Origin of the sequence: Pedobacter jejuensis (assembly GCF_003725795.1) — a bacterium.
In the GTDB taxonomy this organism is placed as follows: Bacteria; Bacteroidota; Bacteroidia; order Sphingobacteriales; family Sphingobacteriaceae; genus Pedobacter; species Pedobacter jejuensis.
This window is the reverse complement of the sequence record NZ_RBEE01000011.1, coordinates 1-18222: the sequence shown is the minus strand read 5'-3', so window position 1 is coordinate 18222 and position 18222 is coordinate 1. Positions and strand designations below refer to the sequence as shown.

Below are 18222 nucleotides of genomic sequence, written 5' to 3'. Positions count from 1 at the left end.
AACGCATAAGTTAAAACTTTTTACTTTTAACTTTAAACTTTCTACTTATATTTGCCCAATCCTTCTTCAATGCAAAAGAAAACAATCTTTGACGGACAAAAAATTCAAATAACAATTAAAAGACTTTGCCGTCAGTTAATTGAAAACCACGACGATTTCTCGAATACCGTTTTAATTGGCATACAGCCGAGAGGAATTTTTCTGGCCGATCGCATTCAATCAGAACTTCAAAACATCTTAAAAAACAAGAAAATTTTAAAGGGTAACCTTGATATTACGTTTTTTAGGGATGACTTTCGTCGCAAAGATGGCTTGGTTACAGCAAGTAGTAATTCTATAGATTTTATAATTGAAGGGAAAAAAGTTATTCTAATTGATGATGTACTTTGGACAGGAAGGACTATAAGAGCTGCACTCGATGCAGTACTAGCTTATGGTCGCCCGGAAAAAGTTGAACTGTTGGTATTGATTGACAGAAGGTTTAGCAGACATTTACCAATCGAAGCTGATTATGTTGGACATCAGGTAGATAGCTTAAACTCTCAACATGTTAAAGTAAGCTGGGCCGATGAAGGTGCAGAAGACAAAGTGATTTTATTATCCGAAAAACAATAAATAGAAATGGCAGCAGAAAAACTATCAACCCGACATCTTTTAGGCATTAAAGATATTAACCGGAATGATATTGAATTAATTTTCGAAACTGCAGATAATTTTAAAGAGGTAATAAACCGCCCGATTAAAAAGGTACCATCACTTCGTGATATTACTATTGCCAATATTTTCTTTGAGAACTCTACCAGAACAAAACTTTCATTTGAACTTGCAGAGAAAAGACTGTCTGCTGATGTTGTAAATTTTGCAGCTTCATCCTCTTCTGTGAGTAAAGGCGAAACCCTGATTGATACCGTTAACAACATATTATCGATGAAAGTTGATATGGTTGTAATGCGCCATCCTTATGCTGGTGCTGGTCAGTTTTTAAGCCGCCATGTAAAGGCGCAAATTGTTAATGCAGGTGATGGAGCGCACGAGCATCCTACACAGGCATTGTTAGATGCTTTTTCAATCCGCCAGAAACTTGGTGATGTTGCAGGAAAAAAGGTGGTTATCGTTGGAGACATTCTACACTCCAGAGTTGCAATTTCAAACATCCTTTGCTTACAAAGATTAGGAGCAGAAGTTATGGTATGCGGACCAACAACTCTAATACCCAAACACATTCATCAACTTGGAGTAAAGGTTGAACACAACTTAATTAAAGCCTTGAATTGGTGCGATGTAGCAAATATGCTTCGCATACAATTAGAGCGTCAGGACATTAAATATTTCCCATCACTTAGGGAATATGCCATGATGTATGGACTCAATAAGCAAATTCTTGATAGTTTGGATAAGGAAATTATAGTCATGCATCCTGGTCCGATAAATCGCGGTGTTGAAATTACAAGCGATGTTGCAGATAGTAAACAATCAATTATTCTCGAACAGGTTGAAAACGGTGTTGCCATCAGAATGGCTGTCTTGTATTTATTGGCTAGCCAGGGGTAGCTTTTAGTTCAATCGTTCATTAGTCAATGGTTCATTAGTACATGGTTGGCAAACTATAGCTATTAGAGCACTATTTAACTGATGAACTGTTAATTCAACTAAATTCGGTTTATTACATCAACCTACCTATGAACTAATGACCAATGAACTATTCCACTTTTTCCACATTTTACATTCTTAGATACCAAATAAAAAATCCTGGCGTTAATTTGTGTTATTAACAGATGTTAATTACTTATGTTGATAAGCTATAATACAATTTCTAATTTAGTACCAACCATATTTGAAATCGACGAGAAATTATAATCACAAACTGAGGTTGCAATACCATCGTCACCAATGAAAAGATATACACTAATGAAAAACAAATACTTACTAATTCCGCTGCTTTTGGCTGGAAGTTTTAGCTCCTATGCGCAAGTGAGCGCAGTGCAAAACCTCAATAAAAACTACCAAACGGGTTTAGAATTATTAGATAAAGAAAAATATACTGCAGCATCTCAACAATTTAAACTTGTAGAACAACATCGTTTTAAACCTGCAGCCCAATCAGAAAGCAATGCAGAACTCTCACTTTTAAAAGAAAATGCCAAATTTTATGCAGCAGTTTGCGCTTTAGAATTAACCAATAGTGATGCTGAAGGCTTGTTTCAAGAATTTATTCGCGATTACCCTCTAAACCCTAATACTAAGCTTGCATATTTTTATGTTGGAAAGACTTATTTCAATCAAAAAAATTATGAAAAAGCGTTGGAATGGTTTGAAAAAACTGACCCATCCACCCTTTCAGGCAAGCAAAGAAACGAATATCAATTTAAGCAAGCCTATTCCTATTTTCAACTAAAAGATTACGATAAAGCTGAGCCATTATTTGAGAAAGTTAAAAAAGAAGAAGGCGAATTTCAGGAAAGTGCAACTTATTATTTTGCCTACATTAATTATCTTAACAAGGAGTACAAAACTGCTTTAGCAAACTTCGAAAAGCTTAAGGGTTCTCCAACTTACGAGGCCAGCTATCCATACTACATCACGTCGATGTATTATTTAGATGAACGTTATGATGATGTAATTAGCTACGCAATACCGGCTATGGCCAAAACCAAACAACAGTTTGAGCCCGAAATGTTAAGTTTGGTTGCTGCATCTTACTTTGCAAAATCTGAATTTAAAAATGCAGAGAAGTATTTCGCAGAATTTTACGCTAAAGATAAAAGCGAAACAAAAAACAACTTATTTATTTATCAATATGGCTACTCGCTTTTTCAAAACAAAAAGTATAAAGAATCTGTAGCCATTTTAGAAAAACTCAATACTGATGATGTTTACCTGCAAAATGGTATGCACACTTTGGGTAAGGCCTTCATTCAATTGGGGAATAAAGAAAAAGCTCAAAGTGCATTCTTTCGTGCATCTCGTTTAGATTTTGATAAAGCGATTCAAGAAGAAGCCTGGTTAAATTATGCTAAGTTAAGCTACGAATTAAATTTCCACCAGCAGGCCTTAGAAGCAACACAAACCTTTTTAAAAACCTTTCCAAAATCAAGAAAAATTAACGAGGCTAAAATTCTTTTGGGTGAGGTTTTGTTAACAACCAAAAATTACCAGGCCGCTGTTGATATTTTAGAACCCATCCCAGATAAAAACTTAGAAGCTAGAGAAGCTTATCAAAAAGTTACCTATTTCAGAGGTTTAGAGTTTTACAACGAAAGAGCATTTCCTAATGCTTTATCAATGTTTTTACGCTCTGATAAATTCCCTGAAGACAATGAAATTCATGCTTTAAATACATACTGGAAAGCAGAATCGATGTATGAATTGCGCAAATACGGTGAAGCAGTTACCAACTTCGAAAAGTTTTTAAAGATGCCCGATGCCGATAAAACAGGCGTTTATAATTTTGCAAACTACGCATTGGCTTATGCCGCTTTTGAGGATGAAAAATATAGCAAATCTGCCACTTATTTCGAGCGTTTTTTAGCAGGCAATGATAAAGACCAGAAAACAATTGATGATGCAACCATCCGTTTAGCCGATTCTTATTTCGTAAATAAAAGCTATGGCGATGCAATGAACAACTACAATAAAATCATCAATCGTAAAACAAGTGCAGAAGATTACGCTATTTTCCAAAAGGGAATGATACAAGGTTTGGAAAACCAATATGATACGAAAATTGCAACCATGCAAAGTTTGTTACAAAAATTTCCAAACTCTAATTACGCTGATGATGCTGGCTTTGAAACAGCTTATACTTATTTCAATAAAGGCGATTTAGAAAAATCAAAAACTGATTTAGTTGGGTTGGTTGCAAAATACCCTCGTAGCAGTTATGTGCCAAAAGCATTAGTTACCATCGGATTGGTGCAATACAATCAGGATCAGGATGATGCAGCTTTAGAATCCTTTAAGAAGGTAATTCGCGACTATCCAAGCGCTGATGAAGCTAAACAAGCAATGGAATCTATCAAAAACATCTACATAGACAAAGGCGATGCAAATGGTTTTATCACATACGCAGGCACAACGCCACTTGGTAATTATTCTAATGCAGAGCAAGATAATATTGTATTTGCAGCGGCAAATAACTTATATCTTAAAGGTGATGCAAATGGAGCTTTGCAAGCCATTAATGCTTACTTCGACAAATTTCCAAAAGCAATTCATGACAAAGAAGGAAAGTTTATTCGGGCTGAATCCTTAGTGAAACTAGGCAGACCTGATGAGGCCATTGCTGATTATGAATTTATCTTAAACGATTGGTCTAGCGATTACACGGAACGCTCTTTACTAAGTATTTCTAAAGTATTTTTAGATCAGAAAAAATATAACGAAGCAATCGTTTATTTAAAAAGACTAGAAACCACTACAGATTATAAAGCGCACTATGGGTACGCGATAAACAATTTGTTAAAAGCTTACACCGCTTTAAATTCTGCTGATGATATGATAAAGTATGCACAGCTGACCAAAGAATCGGAAAAAGCATCAGAAGAAGAGAAAAACAGTTCGGGTTTATATGCTGGTAAAGCTTATTTGTTAAAAGGCGATACAACTACAGCTGTTAAAGAATTTAAAAATGTTGTTGCCAGTACTAAAACAATTGCAGCGGCCGAAGCAAAATATAACTTGGCCTTTCTTGAATATACCAAAGGTGATTTCAAAACATCATCAAAAACCTGCTTCGATTTAATAAACAATATGGCATCGTACGATTATTGGGTTGCCAAAGCTTTCATCTTATTATCTGATAATTACGTGGCATTAAAAGATAATTTACAAGCAAAAAGTACGCTGCTCAGTATTATCGACAACTACGATAATAAGACCGATGATATCATCGTAACAGCAAAACAGAAATTAGAAAAATTAAACCCGAAGAAGTAGAATCATGAAGTTGAATAAATATATATACAGTACTTTATTTTTCTTAGCTGCCGGATTAGTTAACATTCAGGCACAGGAAAAGAAGCAGGAAGAAAAAGCTACGGTAAGTGAAGAAATTGAAGTTGTTCGTCCGTACAAACCAATATTAGCAGAAGCTGTAAAATTACGTAGAAGCCCCAATTTGGATGATGTTAAAACCTATAAAGCAAAATTGAATTATAGCGTTACCGATAGAAAACTCGAAATTAACAGCGATATACAAAAACTACAGGCACAAGCTTTAGTTGATGAAAAACAGACTACACTATTAAATAACTATGTTAAAGGTGGCGTTGGTTCATTATCAACTCTACTTGGTGAAGTTTACATCAACATGGATCGTGACCCTGCATTACAGGTTGGCGGATATTTCAAACATTTTAGTCAAGAAGGTAAACTGAACAAACAAAACAGCAGCTACCAGCAATTTAGTCTTTTCGGCCGAAGCATTATGGATGAAAATACCGTAAGTGGTAGAATCAACTTCGAACGTAATGGTTTATATTTTTATGGTATAAATAACGACCGCCCTGCATTGAATCCTAATCCTGAAAAACAAGCATTAACACTTTTTGAGGCAGAGGGAGAATTGTTAAAAAACTACAAAGAAGATAATGATGCTTTTAGTTATGCTTTAAAAGCTAATGGATATGTTTGGAATGATAAATTCAGCGCCAAAGAAAGTTATGTAACGTTAAATGGATATCTAAATAAACGGATTAGTTCGTTAAATTTAGGTTTAGGTGCATCTACAGAATTTGGAAATACCAAAGATTTGGCAACAAGCGTTGGTAATAATTTATTGCGTTTAAACCCATATATCCGCTTACAAGTTCAAGGTGCAAAAGTTACCGCAGGAATAAACCTTGTGCAAGAATTTGGCGCATATAGCAGCACAAGAATCTTTCCGGCAATTACAGCAGATTTAACATTAATTCCTGATTACCTGCAAGTTTTTGGTGAAGTTAAAGGTGATGTTACCCGGAACTCAATGAAAAGCTTCACCGATGAAAACCCTTGGTTAAACAGTAATATTTTAATAAAAAATACGGTTGAAAAATTAAGCATTAGTGCAGGCGTAAAAGGAACAGGCGGACCAGGCTTTGGCTATAAAGCTCGTTTTTACATTAAGCAAGTTGATGATATGCCGCTTTTTGTAAACAACTTTACCGATTTTAATAAGTTCGATGTTATTTATGATTCGGGCAAAGCAAAAATAACTGGATTGGAAGGCGAAATTTCAGTTCAAGTAAGCGATGCATTAAAATGGACTGGAAAAGTTAATATTGATGATTATAAGCCATCTTCAGAAACATATAGCTGGTTTAAACCTGGTTTAAAAGCAAGTTCAAATTTCGTTTACACGTATAATAAGAAACTAAGCTTTAATGCTGCAGTTGTTGTTCAAGATGATGTTAAAGCAAAAATTTATACTTCGGCTCCTGTTAATCCTCTACAATATGTTTTTCCAAATACAGCTATTGAATCAATAGTTACCGTAAAAGGATTTGTTGATTTAGGTCTTGGAGCAGATTATCGCATCAACAATAAATTTTCGGTTTTCGCAAAGGCAAACAATATCCTGAACTCCAATTATAACAGATACTTATTTTATCAGGTAAATGGTTTTAACGTTTTTGGCGGACTAACATATTCTTTCTAAGCACTTTAAATTAAAATTGTGCTGAATTAGAATAAAACGCTAATTTTACCCGAATGGACATCTTATTATACCTTTCAGAACTTTTGCAGCAACGTACTTCGGTTGGTATAACCGGTTTAGGTACTTTCTTTAAAAAGAAATTTCCCGGCAGATACGATAAAGAAAAACAATCGTTTTTGCCGCCAGGATATACGTTGCAATTTTCACCAGAAGTTAAGGATGATGAGTTTTTAGCATCATATATTGTAGAGATAAGAAATATTTCGGAGGAAAGTGCTTCATATTACATTACCCAATTTGTTGAAGAAACTAATAAAAAGTTAGAGTTAGCACACGAAGCTGAACTGATAAATATTGGTCGGTTATTTTATACAGAACATGAAGGATTAAGTTTTGAACCTTCTAAAGATATTCACTATGGTTCCGAATTTTATGGTCTCCCGCCAGTAGTTGAAACTGAAGTAAATCAAATTTATGATGAAAAGTTGCCTGTTGAAGAAGACCTAAAAACTGAAGATGACATTTATGAAGAAATAGCTGAGGCACCTGATAAAGATTCAAGTCAAAATAAAATCGAAGAACCTACCAATACCGTTTTACCGGTTATAGAAAACATCGAATTAGATGAAGTAACAGATGATTTTAAAAATACTTTATCAAGCACAAAGGACGAAGCAATTGATGAAGTTGTTGTTGAACATGAGGAGATAAGTGTTCCAGAATTTGTTAAAGAACAGCATGAAGAGCATCCATATCGCTTTGGGCATCAGCCAGAATCCGAGTTACCTAAAACGTATTTAAATTTAAATGATGACGTTCATGTTGCTGATGAAATAATAGAAGCGCCAGAATTTATTAAAGAACAGCATGCAGAACATCCTAATCGTTTTGGTAATGACCCATTGGATGCAGAAGTTTTGGAAGAAGAAGAAGCACCTCAAGGCATATCTACATGGCTTAAGGTTACCATTATAATTCTGACTTTAATTATTATCGTTGCCATTACTTACTTAATTAAACCGGAGTTGTTCAACGGACAAACGGGAAATGTAAAAGATGCGAAGGCAGTTGTAGATACTACGAAAGCTACTGTTGATACAGAAAAAGCAAAACAAGATTCGATAATAAAAACGGATAGCATATTAAAAGCCAATCAGGTTTCTGGCAAAATTGATTCACCAAAAAACAAAGTTTTTGTAACTACAAAAGCGGCTAATCAAACACCAAAAACAGTTAATACAACTTATGAAGTTATTGGTGCATCTTTCAGAACAACTAAAGCAGCTGAAAAATTTATACAGCAGATGAAAGGTTACGGCATAACTGCTAAAATTGTTCCGATTGAAGGACCATTTAAAAAAGTTAGTTTAGCTTCTTATAAAACTGAAAAGGAAGCTTTGGATGCCAGACCGACTTTAAGTAAAAAAGTGAGAATTAAAGAATTAGATATTAAACAGATAAACACACCATAATGATTGCACTATTGATTCAAGATACCACAAACGCATTACAAGATACTGCAAATGCAGTTAGCCCAGCATTATCACAACCCGCACCAGAATTACATTTTATAGATTTGTTATTTAAAGGCGGCTGGGTAATGGTTCCATTAGCTTTTTTAGCTTTTCTGGCATTAGTAATTTTTGTTGAGCGTTATTTAACAATCAAAAAATCTACAAAAGATGAATCGAATTTAATGGTTCAAATCCGCTCATACATCCAATCTGGAAATTTAGAGGGTGCTTCTGCACTATTAAGAAACAATAATTCGCCACTTTCTCGCATGTTACAGAAAGGTTTAAAACGAATTGGTCGCCCGATTAAAGATATAGAAGGTGCTATTGAAAACGTTGGTAAATTAGAAGTCTCGAAACTGGAAAAAAACATTAGCATTTTAGGTATTGTTGCGGGTATCGCTCCAATGCTTGGTTTCGTAGGTACAATTGTTGGGGTTATTACCATTTTCCATCAGGTATCAATAAAAGGCGCTATCGAAATTGGAACCATTTCAGGTGGTTTATATACCAAAATGATTACATCTGCAACAGGTTTAATTATTGGTATTATTGCTTACGTTTTATACCATATTTTAAATATAATGGTCGAAAAAATTATCTTAAAAATGGAAACTGATGCGATTGATTTTATTGATTTATTAGAAGAACCAGGTAAATAATGAATTTAAGAAAAAGAACAAAAGGCTCTGTAGAAGTACATACATCAGCATTAAATGATATTATGTTCTTCTTGATGCTGTTTTTTCTGCTGGCTTCAGCCGTGGTTAATCCTCAGGTAGTAAAATTATTATTGCCTCAATCATCAAGCGGACAACAATCTACAGCAAAGAAAGCAGTTACGGTAAGTATAGACGAAAATTTAAATTATTTCGTTGATAAAAAACCAGCTACTGCAGAGAGTTTATTGCCAGCTGTAGAAGCCTACCAAAAACTTGCACCAGATATGACCATAATTTTATATGTGGCTAAAAATGTGCCTGCAGAAAACATCATGGTTGCTTATGATGTTGCGAATAAATTGAAACTTAAGCTTGTATTAGCCGTAGAGCCTAAAAAATAATGAATCACAACGAAGAAAATAATTATCCAAAAGCAGTGGCAATCTCTACAGGGATCATGGCGCTGTTGCTTGCGATTAGCTTTTTAATTGTGATTAATTCGTTTCAACCTGCTGAAGAATTAGGTATGGGTGGTATGGTTGTAAACTATGGAACTGCAGAAACAGGAATGGGCGATGATTACACTAGCATTGAGGAGCCATCAGCAGATCCTAATGCTAATAATAAACGCCCCGATAAGGTAGTCCCTGAAGAAAAAGTTACAGAAAATACAGAATCGCAAACAAGTGATAAGGATATTCAAACTCAAAATACAGAGGATGCAATTAGTGTAAATACTAAAAAATCTAAACCTACTACTACTACACCAACAACTACTGCTGAAGATAAACCATCAACACCTGTTATTAATCAGAATGCCTTATACAAAGGAAAAAAGAATACAGGACAAGGCGGTGGCGATGGAACAGGAAATACTGCTGGAAATCAAGGTTCCGTCAATGGCGATCCATTAGCAAATAATTATGGAAATGGCGGTTCTGGTTTTGGCAATAAGCCAATTGAGTTAAGACGTTTTTCAAATCTTGTTATTCCAAAAGATGACGGACAAAAAACTGGTAAAATTGCGATAAGAATATATTTCAATAAATCTGGAGACATTACAAGAGCAAATCAGGAATTAAAAGGATCAACCATTACAGATACAGAATTAGTAAATAAATGTATTCAGGCGGTATTAAATTCCTCTTTAAGTAAATCTGATGTTGGCACTGACAACCAAACCGGTGTTGTAGTATTCAATTTTAAAGTGAAATAAAACCGTTAACCTTTCATACTTTTGTAGTCATATTTGATTATGAACTACCAACAAACACTCGAATTTTTATACAGCAAACTCCCAATGTTTACCAGGATTGGGGCTTCTGCGTTTAAAAAAGATTTAACAAATACCATCATTTTATGTGAGGCTTTGGGCAATCCTCAAAACAATTTTAAAACCATTCATGTTGCCGGCACAAACGGTAAAGGTTCAACTTCTCACATGTTGGCTTCTGTTTTGCAAGCACAGGGTTATAAAACAGGATTATATACTTCGCCACATCTTAAAGATTTCCGGGAGCGAATTCGTATCAATGGAAAAATGATTAGCAAAGCTGAAGTAAAATCCTTTGTTCAAGCCAATAAAAAAATAATTTATAAAATTGAACCTTCCTTTTTCGAAGCTACCGTTGCTATGGCTTTTGAACATTTTGCAAAGCATAAAGTTGATATAGCAGTAATTGAAGTGGGCTTAGGTGGAAGATTAGACTCTACAAATATTATTAAACCAGAAATTTCGGTGATAACGAATATTAGCCTCGATCATACCAATATGCTCGGCAATACCCTAAAAGAAATTGCAGGTGAAAAAGCCGGAATCATCAAAAAAGGCATACCTGTCGTAATTGGTGAAACCCAAGAAGAATCTCAACCAGTTTTTATTGCGAAGGCTGAATCAGTTGGGGCACCTATTTATTTTGCTGATGATTTTTTAATGGTAGAAGATATTTCAGTAAAAAATAACATGCTTAAACTTTCCGTTTATGAAGGTGAGGAATTAAAATATCCGAAATTAAAAAGTGATTTGACCGGGCTATATCAACCAAAAAATATGGTTACCGTATTAAAAGCACTTGAAATTCTAAATCAGCAAAAAGAATTCAATATTGACAAACAAGCCATTTATAGTGGTTTAAGACAAGTAAAAAAACTTACGCAACTTCAAGGTCGCTGGCAAACGTTGAATGTAAACCCATTAATTATATGCGATACTGGTCACAACGAAGCAGGTATAAAAGAAGTTCTTAAAAATATTGAGCAAACAGCATTTGAAAAGCTGCATATGGTTTTTGGAATGGTTAAGGATAAAGATATCACCAAAGTGCTATCCCTTCTGCCTAAAAAAGCAACGTATTATTTTTGCAAACCCGATATAGAACGTGGATTAGAAGCAGAAGAACTTCTTAAACAGGCCGAAGTTTTTGATTTAAAAGGTATCACTTATAATTCTGTTGTAGATGCAAAAAATGCTGCAATAGAAAAGGCACAGCAGAACGACCTTATATTTATAGGTGGTAGTACATTTGTTGTTGCAGAAGCACTATAGAAACTTTACAAAAACTTCAAAAATTCTTCATCTTAAAATTATTAATTTAGCCCTTTAAACTAAAACAGAATGAAGAAAATTTCGTGCTTAATTGTTTCCCTTTCTATACTAACCCTCTCATCAGTTTCTGCCCAAACAAAAAAAGCAACACCCACAGCTAAGGCTTTTCCGTTAGAAATAGCTCGCCCTAAATTAGTAATAGGTTTGGTTGTTGATCAAATGCGATGGGATTACCTGTATCGCTATTACAATCGCTACACAAACGGCGGATTTAAAAGATTAATTAACGAAGGCTTTTCTGTAGAAAATACTTTTATTCCTTACACACCAACATATACAGCAGTTGGTCATACCACAATTTACACAGGTTCTGTTCCTGCTATTCATGGTATAATTGGCAACGATTGGTACAATTCTGAAAGCAAAAAGAATGTTTATTGTACAGAAGATTCTTCGGTAGTTACGGTTGGCAGTAGTCCATCATCAGAAGGAAACATGTCGCCAAAAAATTTATTGGCTACTACAATTACTGATGAATTAAGGTTGGCTACCAATTTTAAAGGAAAGGTTATTGGAATTTCTTTGAAAGATAGAGGTTCCATCTTACCCGCTGGCCATGCTGCAAATGCTGCCTATTGGTATCAGGGCAGTACAGGCAATTGGATTACGAGTTCGTACTACATGAAAGAAGTGCCAACATGGATTGCCGATTATAATAAGCTTAAGCTTGCCAATAAGTTCTATGCTAAAAACTGGGAAACCTTATATCCAATTGGCACGTATGAGAATAGTACAGCAGACAAAAAAGAATACGAAGGAAAAACCAGCACTTTTCCTCACCTGCTTGCACAAAACATAAATAAAAATTTCGATGCCATAAGAAGCACACCTTACGGCAATACCATCACACTCGATTTAGCGAAACTGGCTATCTTATCAGAAGATTTAGGTGGAGATAATAACACAGATTTTTTAGCTGTTAGTTGTTCGGCTACAGATTATGTTGGTCATGCTTATGGTCCAAATTCAATTGAAGCAGAAGATACTTATTTACATTTAGATAAAGATTTCGAAGAATTTTTCAATTATCTAGATAAAAAAGTTGGAAAAGGGCAGTACACCATATTTTTAAGCGCCGACCATGGTGTGGCACACGTTCCTGCTTTTATGAAAGAGAATAAAATACCTGCAGGAATTGTTAGTGATAGAGATATCGTCTTTAAATTGAATGGCTTTTTAAACGATAAATTTAAAGTAAATAACGTCGTTCTAAAATCAATGAATAATCAAATCATTTTCGATCACGATAAAACTGATAATGGAACGGTTAGTTTTGATGTTATAAAAGCAGCATCTATCGAATTTTTAAAACGGATGGATGGCTTCACGAATGTTATCGATATTTCGAGAATCGCTCAAACAACCTTACCAGAAATTCAGAAAAAAATGATTACCAATGGATATAACGCCCGTAGAAGCGGCGATTTATATTACATACTAGATCCAAACTGGTTTAATGGTGCTAGCACCGGAACAACACATGGTAGCTGGAATCCTTATGATGCTCACATTCCATTAGTATTTATGGGCTGGGGAATCAAACCGGGGGCATCGAACAAAACTCATTACATGACCGATATTGCGCCAACTTTGGCTGCATTGCTTCATATCCAAATGCCAAATGGCTGCGTTGGAGAACCAATAACAGAGATTACAAATAAATAATTTAAAGCCACCAACTCAGGTGGCTTTTTTATTTATAATTAGTATCAATTCTATTATTAAATCATCTGATGATAAGGAATTATTACATTTGCATACCAGATATAAATTAAGAGAAGCCTATTCTTTTCTTTAACAGCCTGACTTATGCAACAAGTAGAAATATATAAACCTAAAAATAAAATTCGTTTTGTAACTGCCGCCTCATTATTTGATGGACATGATGCCACAATTAATATTATGCGCCGAATTTTGCAATCTTCAGGTGCAGAAGTTATTCATTTAGGACATAACCGTTCGGTTGATGAAGTTGTAAATTGTGCCATTCAAGAGGATGTGCAAGGTATTGCAATGACCTCCTATCAAGGCGGTCACATCGAATATTTCAAATACATGCACGATTTGCTGCAGGAACGTGGTTCTGGGCACATTAAAATATTTGCCGGTGGTGGTGGCGTTATTCTTCCAACAGAAATTGAAGAACTTCAGGCTTATGGAATATCTAAAATCTATTCTCCTGATGATGGCCGAAAAATGGGTTTGCAAGGAATGATAAATGACATGCTAATTCAAACAGATTTTGTTACCAAAAGTAGCATCACTGATGAGTTAAAAACCATTCCAACTAAAGATATAAAAGCTATAGCAGGAGCAATTACGGTCGCAGAGAATGATCCCGAAGGTGCTCAATCCTTCGTTGATGAACTTAAAAAACTTTCTAAAAATAATAGTGCCCCAATTTTAGGGATAACCGGAACTGGCGGTGCCGGAAAATCATCATTAGTTGATGAATTGGTTAGAAGGTTTTTGGTGGAAGTTGAAGATAAAACCTTGGCGATAATTTCTGTCGATCCATCAAAAAGAAAAACAGGAGGTGCTTTACTTGGCGATCGCATTCGTATGAATGCGATTAATAATCCAAGAGTTTACATGCGCTCACTCGCTACAAGGCAAGCAAACCTCGCCCTTTCAAAGAACGTCCAAGAAAGCATAGATATATGTAAAGCAGCAGGTTACGATTTAATTATTGTTGAAACATCTGGCATTGGTCAGTCTGATACAGAAATAACCGAACATTGTGATGTTTCTCTCTACGTAATGACTCCTGAATTTGGGGCTGCTACTCAACTAGAGAAAATTGACATGCTCGATTTCGCAGATTTAGTTGCAATTAACAAGTTTGATAAGCGTGGAGCTTTAGATGCCCTGCGTGATGTTCGAAAACAGTACAAGCGCAATCATAATATTTTCGATGCAAAGGATGATGAAATTCCAGTCTATGGAACCATGGCATCTCAATTTAACGACCCTGGAATGAATAACTTATTTGTTGCTTTGATGGAGCAAATTAAGATTAAAACAGGAACTGACTTTAAAGCCCGAATGGAATTAACTTCAGAGCAATCTGAAAAAATTTACATCATTCCACCCGATAGAATTCGCTATTTGGCCGAAATTGCCGAAGCCAGTCAAACTTATAACGAATGGGTTGATAAACAAGCATCGATAGCCCGCAAAATGTATCAGCTTAAAGGCGTGATCAATCTGCTAAACGAAAATAAAATAACAGATGAACAAGGCAAAACATCCCCTTCTGGAGCAGATTTAGAGAGCACTTTTTTATATTTTGAAGAACAACTGGATGGAGAATGTAAAAGATTGCTACGCCAATGGCCTGAAACCAAGAGAAGTTATAAAGAGGAATTTTTTATTTATAAAGTTCGCGATAAGGAAATTAGGTTACCATTATTTTACGAATCTCTATCAAAATTAAATATCCCCAAAGTTTCTTTGCCAAGATATGAAGATTGGGGCGATATTTTACGTTGGCTACTAACCGAAAATTTACCAGGTGAGTTTCCATATGCAGCTGGCGTTTTCCCATTAAAACGTGAAGGAGAAGACCCAACGAGGATGTTTGCCGGAGAAGGCGGTCCGGAGCGAACAAATAAAAGGTTCCATTATGTTTCTTTAGGACAACCAGCCCATCGTTTATCAACAGCTTTTGATTCGGTTACACTTTATGGTGAAGATCCACATATCCGTCCAGATATTTATGGTAAAATTGGAAACTCTGGTGTAAGTATTGCAACCCTAGATGACGCCAAAAAATTATATTCGGGTTTTGATCTTTGTGCGCCATCTACTTCCGTATCCATGACAATTAATGGTCCGGCACCAATGCTATTAGGCTTTTTCATGAATGTAGCAGTTGACCAGCAATGTGAAAAATACATCATTGAAAATGGCTTGGAAGAAGAAATAAATCAAAAGATAGAAGATATTTACAAATCAAAAAACATTCTACGGCCAACTTATAGCGGCAACTTACCCGAAGGAAACAATGGTTTAGGTTTGATGCTTTTAGGCATAACTGGCGATCAAGTTTTGCCTACTGAAGTTTATGCAAAAATAAAAGCTTACGCCATAAGTTCTGTTCGAGGAACGGTTCAAGCTGATATTCTAAAGGAAGATCAAGCACAAAATACTTGTATTTTTTCTACAGAATTTGCATTAAGAATGATGGGTGACATTCAAAAATATTTTATTGATGAAAAAGTTCGTAATTTCTATTCTGTATCCATCTCAGGTTATCATATTGCAGAAGCTGGTGCAAACCCTATTTCCCAGCTTGCTTTTACTTTAAGCAACGGATTTACATTTGTTGAGTATTATTTAAGTCGGGGAATGCATATTGATGATTTTGCACCAAACCTTTCTTTCTTCTTCTCTAACGGAATTGACCCCGAGTACGCCGTTATTGGGAGAGTTGCCAGGAGAATTTGGGCTAAAGCCATAAAGAATAAATACAAAGGCAATGATAGATCTCAAAAACTAAAATATCACATTCAAACATCAGGTCGTTCATTACATGCTCAGGAGATAGATTTTAATGATATTCGAACAACTTTACAAGCCCTTTATGCCATTTATGATAATTGCAACTCATTGCACACAAACGCTTACGATGAAGCTATAACAACACCAACAGAAGAATCAGTACGCAGAGCAATGGCCATTCAACTCATAATTAATCGAGAACTGGGTTTAGCAAAAAATGAAAATCCATTACAAGGTGCTTTCATAATTGAAGAATTAACAGATTTAGTTGAAGATGCTGTTTTAGCAGAATTTAAACGTATTAATGATCGTGGTGGCGTTTTAGGAGCAATGGAAACTATGTACCAACGCGGCAAAATACAAGAAGAGAGTTTATATTATGAAACGCTAAAGCACACAGGCGAATACCCTATTATCGGTGTTAATACTTTCCTTAATAAAAACGGGTCTCCAACTATTGTACCGGGAGAAGTAATTCGTGCAACTGAAGAAGAAAAGCAATATCAGATAGAAACATTAAAAACATTTCAAGAGAGAAACGCCGATAAAACTCAGGAAGCGCTAAAGCAGTTACAAAAATCTGCAATTGCAGGGGATAATATTTTTGAGCAATTAATGGAAGTTTGCAAAGTTTGCTCTATCGGACAGATTAGCAAAGCGTTATACGAAGTTGGTGGTCAATACCGAAGAAATATGTAAACAAAAAAAGCCACGACTTAAATCGTGGCTTTTAACAAAATATTTTTTTTATTTTAACCGGCTATCCAGCTAAATTTATAATCAATAGTAGGAGTTTTCATCCTTTCAGCTACGCGTAATAAACGTGAAGGCAAGTTCATTATATAATCACGTGCTTTTTCTCCTGCATCATCTAAGTCACGCATGCCTTCGATTTTCCAGTCGATAATCAATTGCTGCATAATTTCTACGTAATCAACAGCCGTATAAACGCCTAAACGCTGAGCTGCATCCGTAAAATGGCCGAAAGTTTGACCTATCTTCAGTCCTACTTCGCGTAAGAAATGTGCAGGCATGACAATTTTCTTGCGCATCATATCTTCAAAAGCCAACATAGCCTCATTTGGATCTACCTCAAAAATACGATTCATGAAATCCTTATAAGCTTTAGCATGACGAGCTTCATCTGAGGCAATAACGCCACACATTTTAGATAATAATGTATCGCCGTCCTTCTTTGCTAAAGATGCTACTCTCCTATGAGAAACATTAGTGGCTAGTTCTTGAAAACTTGTATAAATAAAATTTCTATATGGGTCATGTCCGGTTCCGATATCAAAACCATCAGCAATTAGATACTGAGTAGAAATTTCCATCTGACGCATATCTACACGACCAGACAAATACAAATATTTATTTAACAAGTCACCATGACGATTTTCTTCTGCTGTCCAATGACGAACCCACTTCATCCAACCACCTTCTTCACTACCACTATGTCCATCAACCATAGCTAACCATGATTCGTATGTCGGTAAAGCCTCTTCAGTAATGGTATCACCAATCAATACAGCCACCAAATCATACGACAAGTCCTTAGCATTATCTCTTAAAATCCTAATATCCTGATAAAATGTTTCACTTGTAGAATCAGGTAAGAAATCAGATGGTTGCCAATTTGTATCAATTGGTTTTAAATAAGTACCCATTGATTCAAGCATATATTTTTCAATATGCGTCATTACTTCCCTTCTCTTATCTGCAAAAAAACTCATTATTTATTTATATATTATTTTATAACAAAGATAACCAAATATTACCGCAAAACTTATACTATTAACATATTTGAGTGGATTCAGTTTTAAATATGATACATGTTACAAACAATACTATGTAATAATTTGTAATTCTTAATCGTTTAATGTTAGTCTTAAATATTTTTACAAAAGTAATAATAGATAACATAATTCTTGTTAAAAATAATAGTACATGTATCCAGATTGCATAAGATAAATGCTTCGTGAAAGTTCTATGTTATATTGTAAATGAACGTGAGCATTTCATAAATCCTCCTATCCTGCTCTTCACTACAATCTTTTTGTTGGGGTTTTAGGTGGGAGATGTGAGTGTTTGTATAGCCACAAAGGATTTTCGTTGCCATCAGGTTTGAATAACCCGGGGGGTTGTGGTTTGGAATTTCGGAAAGGCTGGTGAGATACAATTAATACTTTTGTGCTACCAATCTTTATTCCCCTGTCCTTGTTCTTTATTCTTTGCTCTTTGCTCAGCCTCAATCTAAACCTCAACTTTGGTCTCAACCTCAATAAACGAAGAAACCCCTGC

Annotated in this window: 12 protein-coding genes; 11 read left to right on the top strand and 1 reads right to left on the bottom strand. The window is 35.2% G+C overall.

What is annotated here, in order from left to right; translation table 11 throughout:
• Positions 1-69 precede the first annotated feature (69 nt).
• The 11 genes from pyrR (at position 70) to D7004_RS06505 (ending at position 16620) form a co-directional block, all read left to right on the top strand.
• Positions 70-615, top strand: coding sequence for a bifunctional pyr operon transcriptional regulator/uracil phosphoribosyltransferase PyrR (gene pyrR / locus D7004_RS06555; protein WP_123205078.1), 546 nt, complete (start codon positions 70-72; stop codon positions 613-615).
• A gap of 6 nt (positions 616-621) precedes the next feature.
• Positions 622-1551 (top strand): aspartate carbamoyltransferase catalytic subunit, encoded by a 930-nt coding sequence (locus D7004_RS06550; RefSeq protein WP_208646804.1) that lies wholly within the window; start codon positions 622-624, stop codon positions 1549-1551.
• A 339-nt stretch (positions 1552-1890) separates the two neighbouring features.
• Positions 1891-4935 carry a tetratricopeptide repeat protein gene (locus D7004_RS06545; RefSeq protein ID WP_244214263.1) on the top strand — a complete coding sequence of 1015 codons (3045 nt, stop codon included), beginning with the start codon at positions 1891-1893 and terminating at the stop codon, positions 4933-4935.
• 4 nt (positions 4936-4939) lie between these two features.
• Complete coding sequence (locus D7004_RS06540; RefSeq protein WP_123205075.1) at positions 4940-6637, top strand: porin family protein; 1698 nt, start codon at positions 4940-4942, stop codon at positions 6635-6637.
• A 53-nt stretch (positions 6638-6690) separates the two neighbouring features.
• Positions 6691-8109: an HU domain-containing protein gene (locus tag D7004_RS06535; RefSeq protein WP_123205074.1), complete on the top strand. Its 1419-nt coding sequence runs from the start codon at positions 6691-6693 to the stop codon at positions 8107-8109.
• Positions 8109-8813 carry a MotA/TolQ/ExbB proton channel family protein gene (locus D7004_RS06530; RefSeq protein WP_123205073.1) on the top strand — a complete coding sequence of 235 codons (705 nt, stop codon included), beginning with the start codon at positions 8109-8111 and terminating at the stop codon, positions 8811-8813. The genes D7004_RS06535 and D7004_RS06530 overlap by 1 nt, the downstream gene beginning before the upstream one ends.
• Entirely contained in the window at positions 8813-9214 is a 402-nt protein-coding gene (locus D7004_RS06525) for an ExbD/TolR family protein (protein ID WP_123205072.1), read from the top strand. Before D7004_RS06530 ends, D7004_RS06525 begins: the two co-directional genes overlap by 1 nt.
• Entirely contained in the window at positions 9214-10029 is an 816-nt protein-coding gene (locus D7004_RS06520; RefSeq protein WP_123205071.1) for an energy transducer TonB, read from the top strand. The genes D7004_RS06525 and D7004_RS06520 overlap by 1 nt, the downstream gene beginning before the upstream one ends.
• Positions 10030-10068: 39 nt before the next feature.
• Positions 10069-11358, top strand: coding sequence for a bifunctional folylpolyglutamate synthase/dihydrofolate synthase (locus tag D7004_RS06515; protein ID WP_123205070.1), 1290 nt, complete (start codon positions 10069-10071; stop codon positions 11356-11358).
• A 69-nt stretch (positions 11359-11427) separates the two neighbouring features.
• A complete protein-coding gene (gene pafA, locus D7004_RS06510; protein ID WP_123205069.1) occupies positions 11428-13083 on the top strand; it encodes an alkaline phosphatase PafA in 1656 nt (551 codons plus the stop codon).
• A gap of 144 nt (positions 13084-13227) precedes the next feature.
• On the top strand, positions 13228-16620 hold the full coding sequence (locus D7004_RS06505; protein WP_123205068.1) for a methylmalonyl-CoA mutase family protein: 3393 nt from the start codon (positions 13228-13230) through the stop codon (positions 16618-16620).
• Between the two features lie 53 nt (positions 16621-16673).
• Here D7004_RS06505 and D7004_RS06500 read toward each other — a convergent pair whose 3' ends face one another.
• Positions 16674-17654 (bottom strand): acyl-ACP desaturase, encoded by a 981-nt coding sequence (locus tag D7004_RS06500; protein WP_123205067.1) that lies wholly within the window; start codon positions 17652-17654, stop codon positions 16674-16676.
• Between the last annotated feature and the right edge of the window lie 568 nt (positions 17655-18222).

Coding starts and splice junctions, on each gene's coding strand:
- pyrR (WP_123205078.1), top strand. CDS start 70: ATGCAAAAGAAAACAATCTTTGACGGACAAAAAATTCAAATAACAATT.
- D7004_RS06550 (WP_208646804.1), top strand. CDS start 622: ATGGCAGCAGAAAAACTATCAACCCGACATCTTTTAGGCATTAAAGAT.
- D7004_RS06545 (WP_244214263.1), top strand. CDS start 1,891: ATGAAAAGATATACACTAATGAAAAACAAATACTTACTAATTCCGCTG.
- D7004_RS06540 (WP_123205075.1), top strand. CDS start 4,940: ATGAAGTTGAATAAATATATATACAGTACTTTATTTTTCTTAGCTGCC.
- D7004_RS06535 (WP_123205074.1), top strand. CDS start 6,691: ATGGACATCTTATTATACCTTTCAGAACTTTTGCAGCAACGTACTTCG.
- D7004_RS06530 (WP_123205073.1), top strand. CDS start 8,109: ATGATTGCACTATTGATTCAAGATACCACAAACGCATTACAAGATACT.
- D7004_RS06525 (WP_123205072.1), top strand. CDS start 8,813: ATGAATTTAAGAAAAAGAACAAAAGGCTCTGTAGAAGTACATACATCA.
- D7004_RS06520 (WP_123205071.1), top strand. CDS start 9,214: ATGAATCACAACGAAGAAAATAATTATCCAAAAGCAGTGGCAATCTCT.
- D7004_RS06515 (WP_123205070.1), top strand. CDS start 10,069: ATGAACTACCAACAAACACTCGAATTTTTATACAGCAAACTCCCAATG.
- pafA (WP_123205069.1), top strand. CDS start 11,428: ATGAAGAAAATTTCGTGCTTAATTGTTTCCCTTTCTATACTAACCCTC.
- D7004_RS06505 (WP_123205068.1), top strand. CDS start 13,228: ATGCAACAAGTAGAAATATATAAACCTAAAAATAAAATTCGTTTTGTA.
- D7004_RS06500 (WP_123205067.1), bottom strand. CDS start 17,654: ATGAGTTTTTTTGCAGATAAGAGAAGGGAAGTAATGACGCATATTGAA.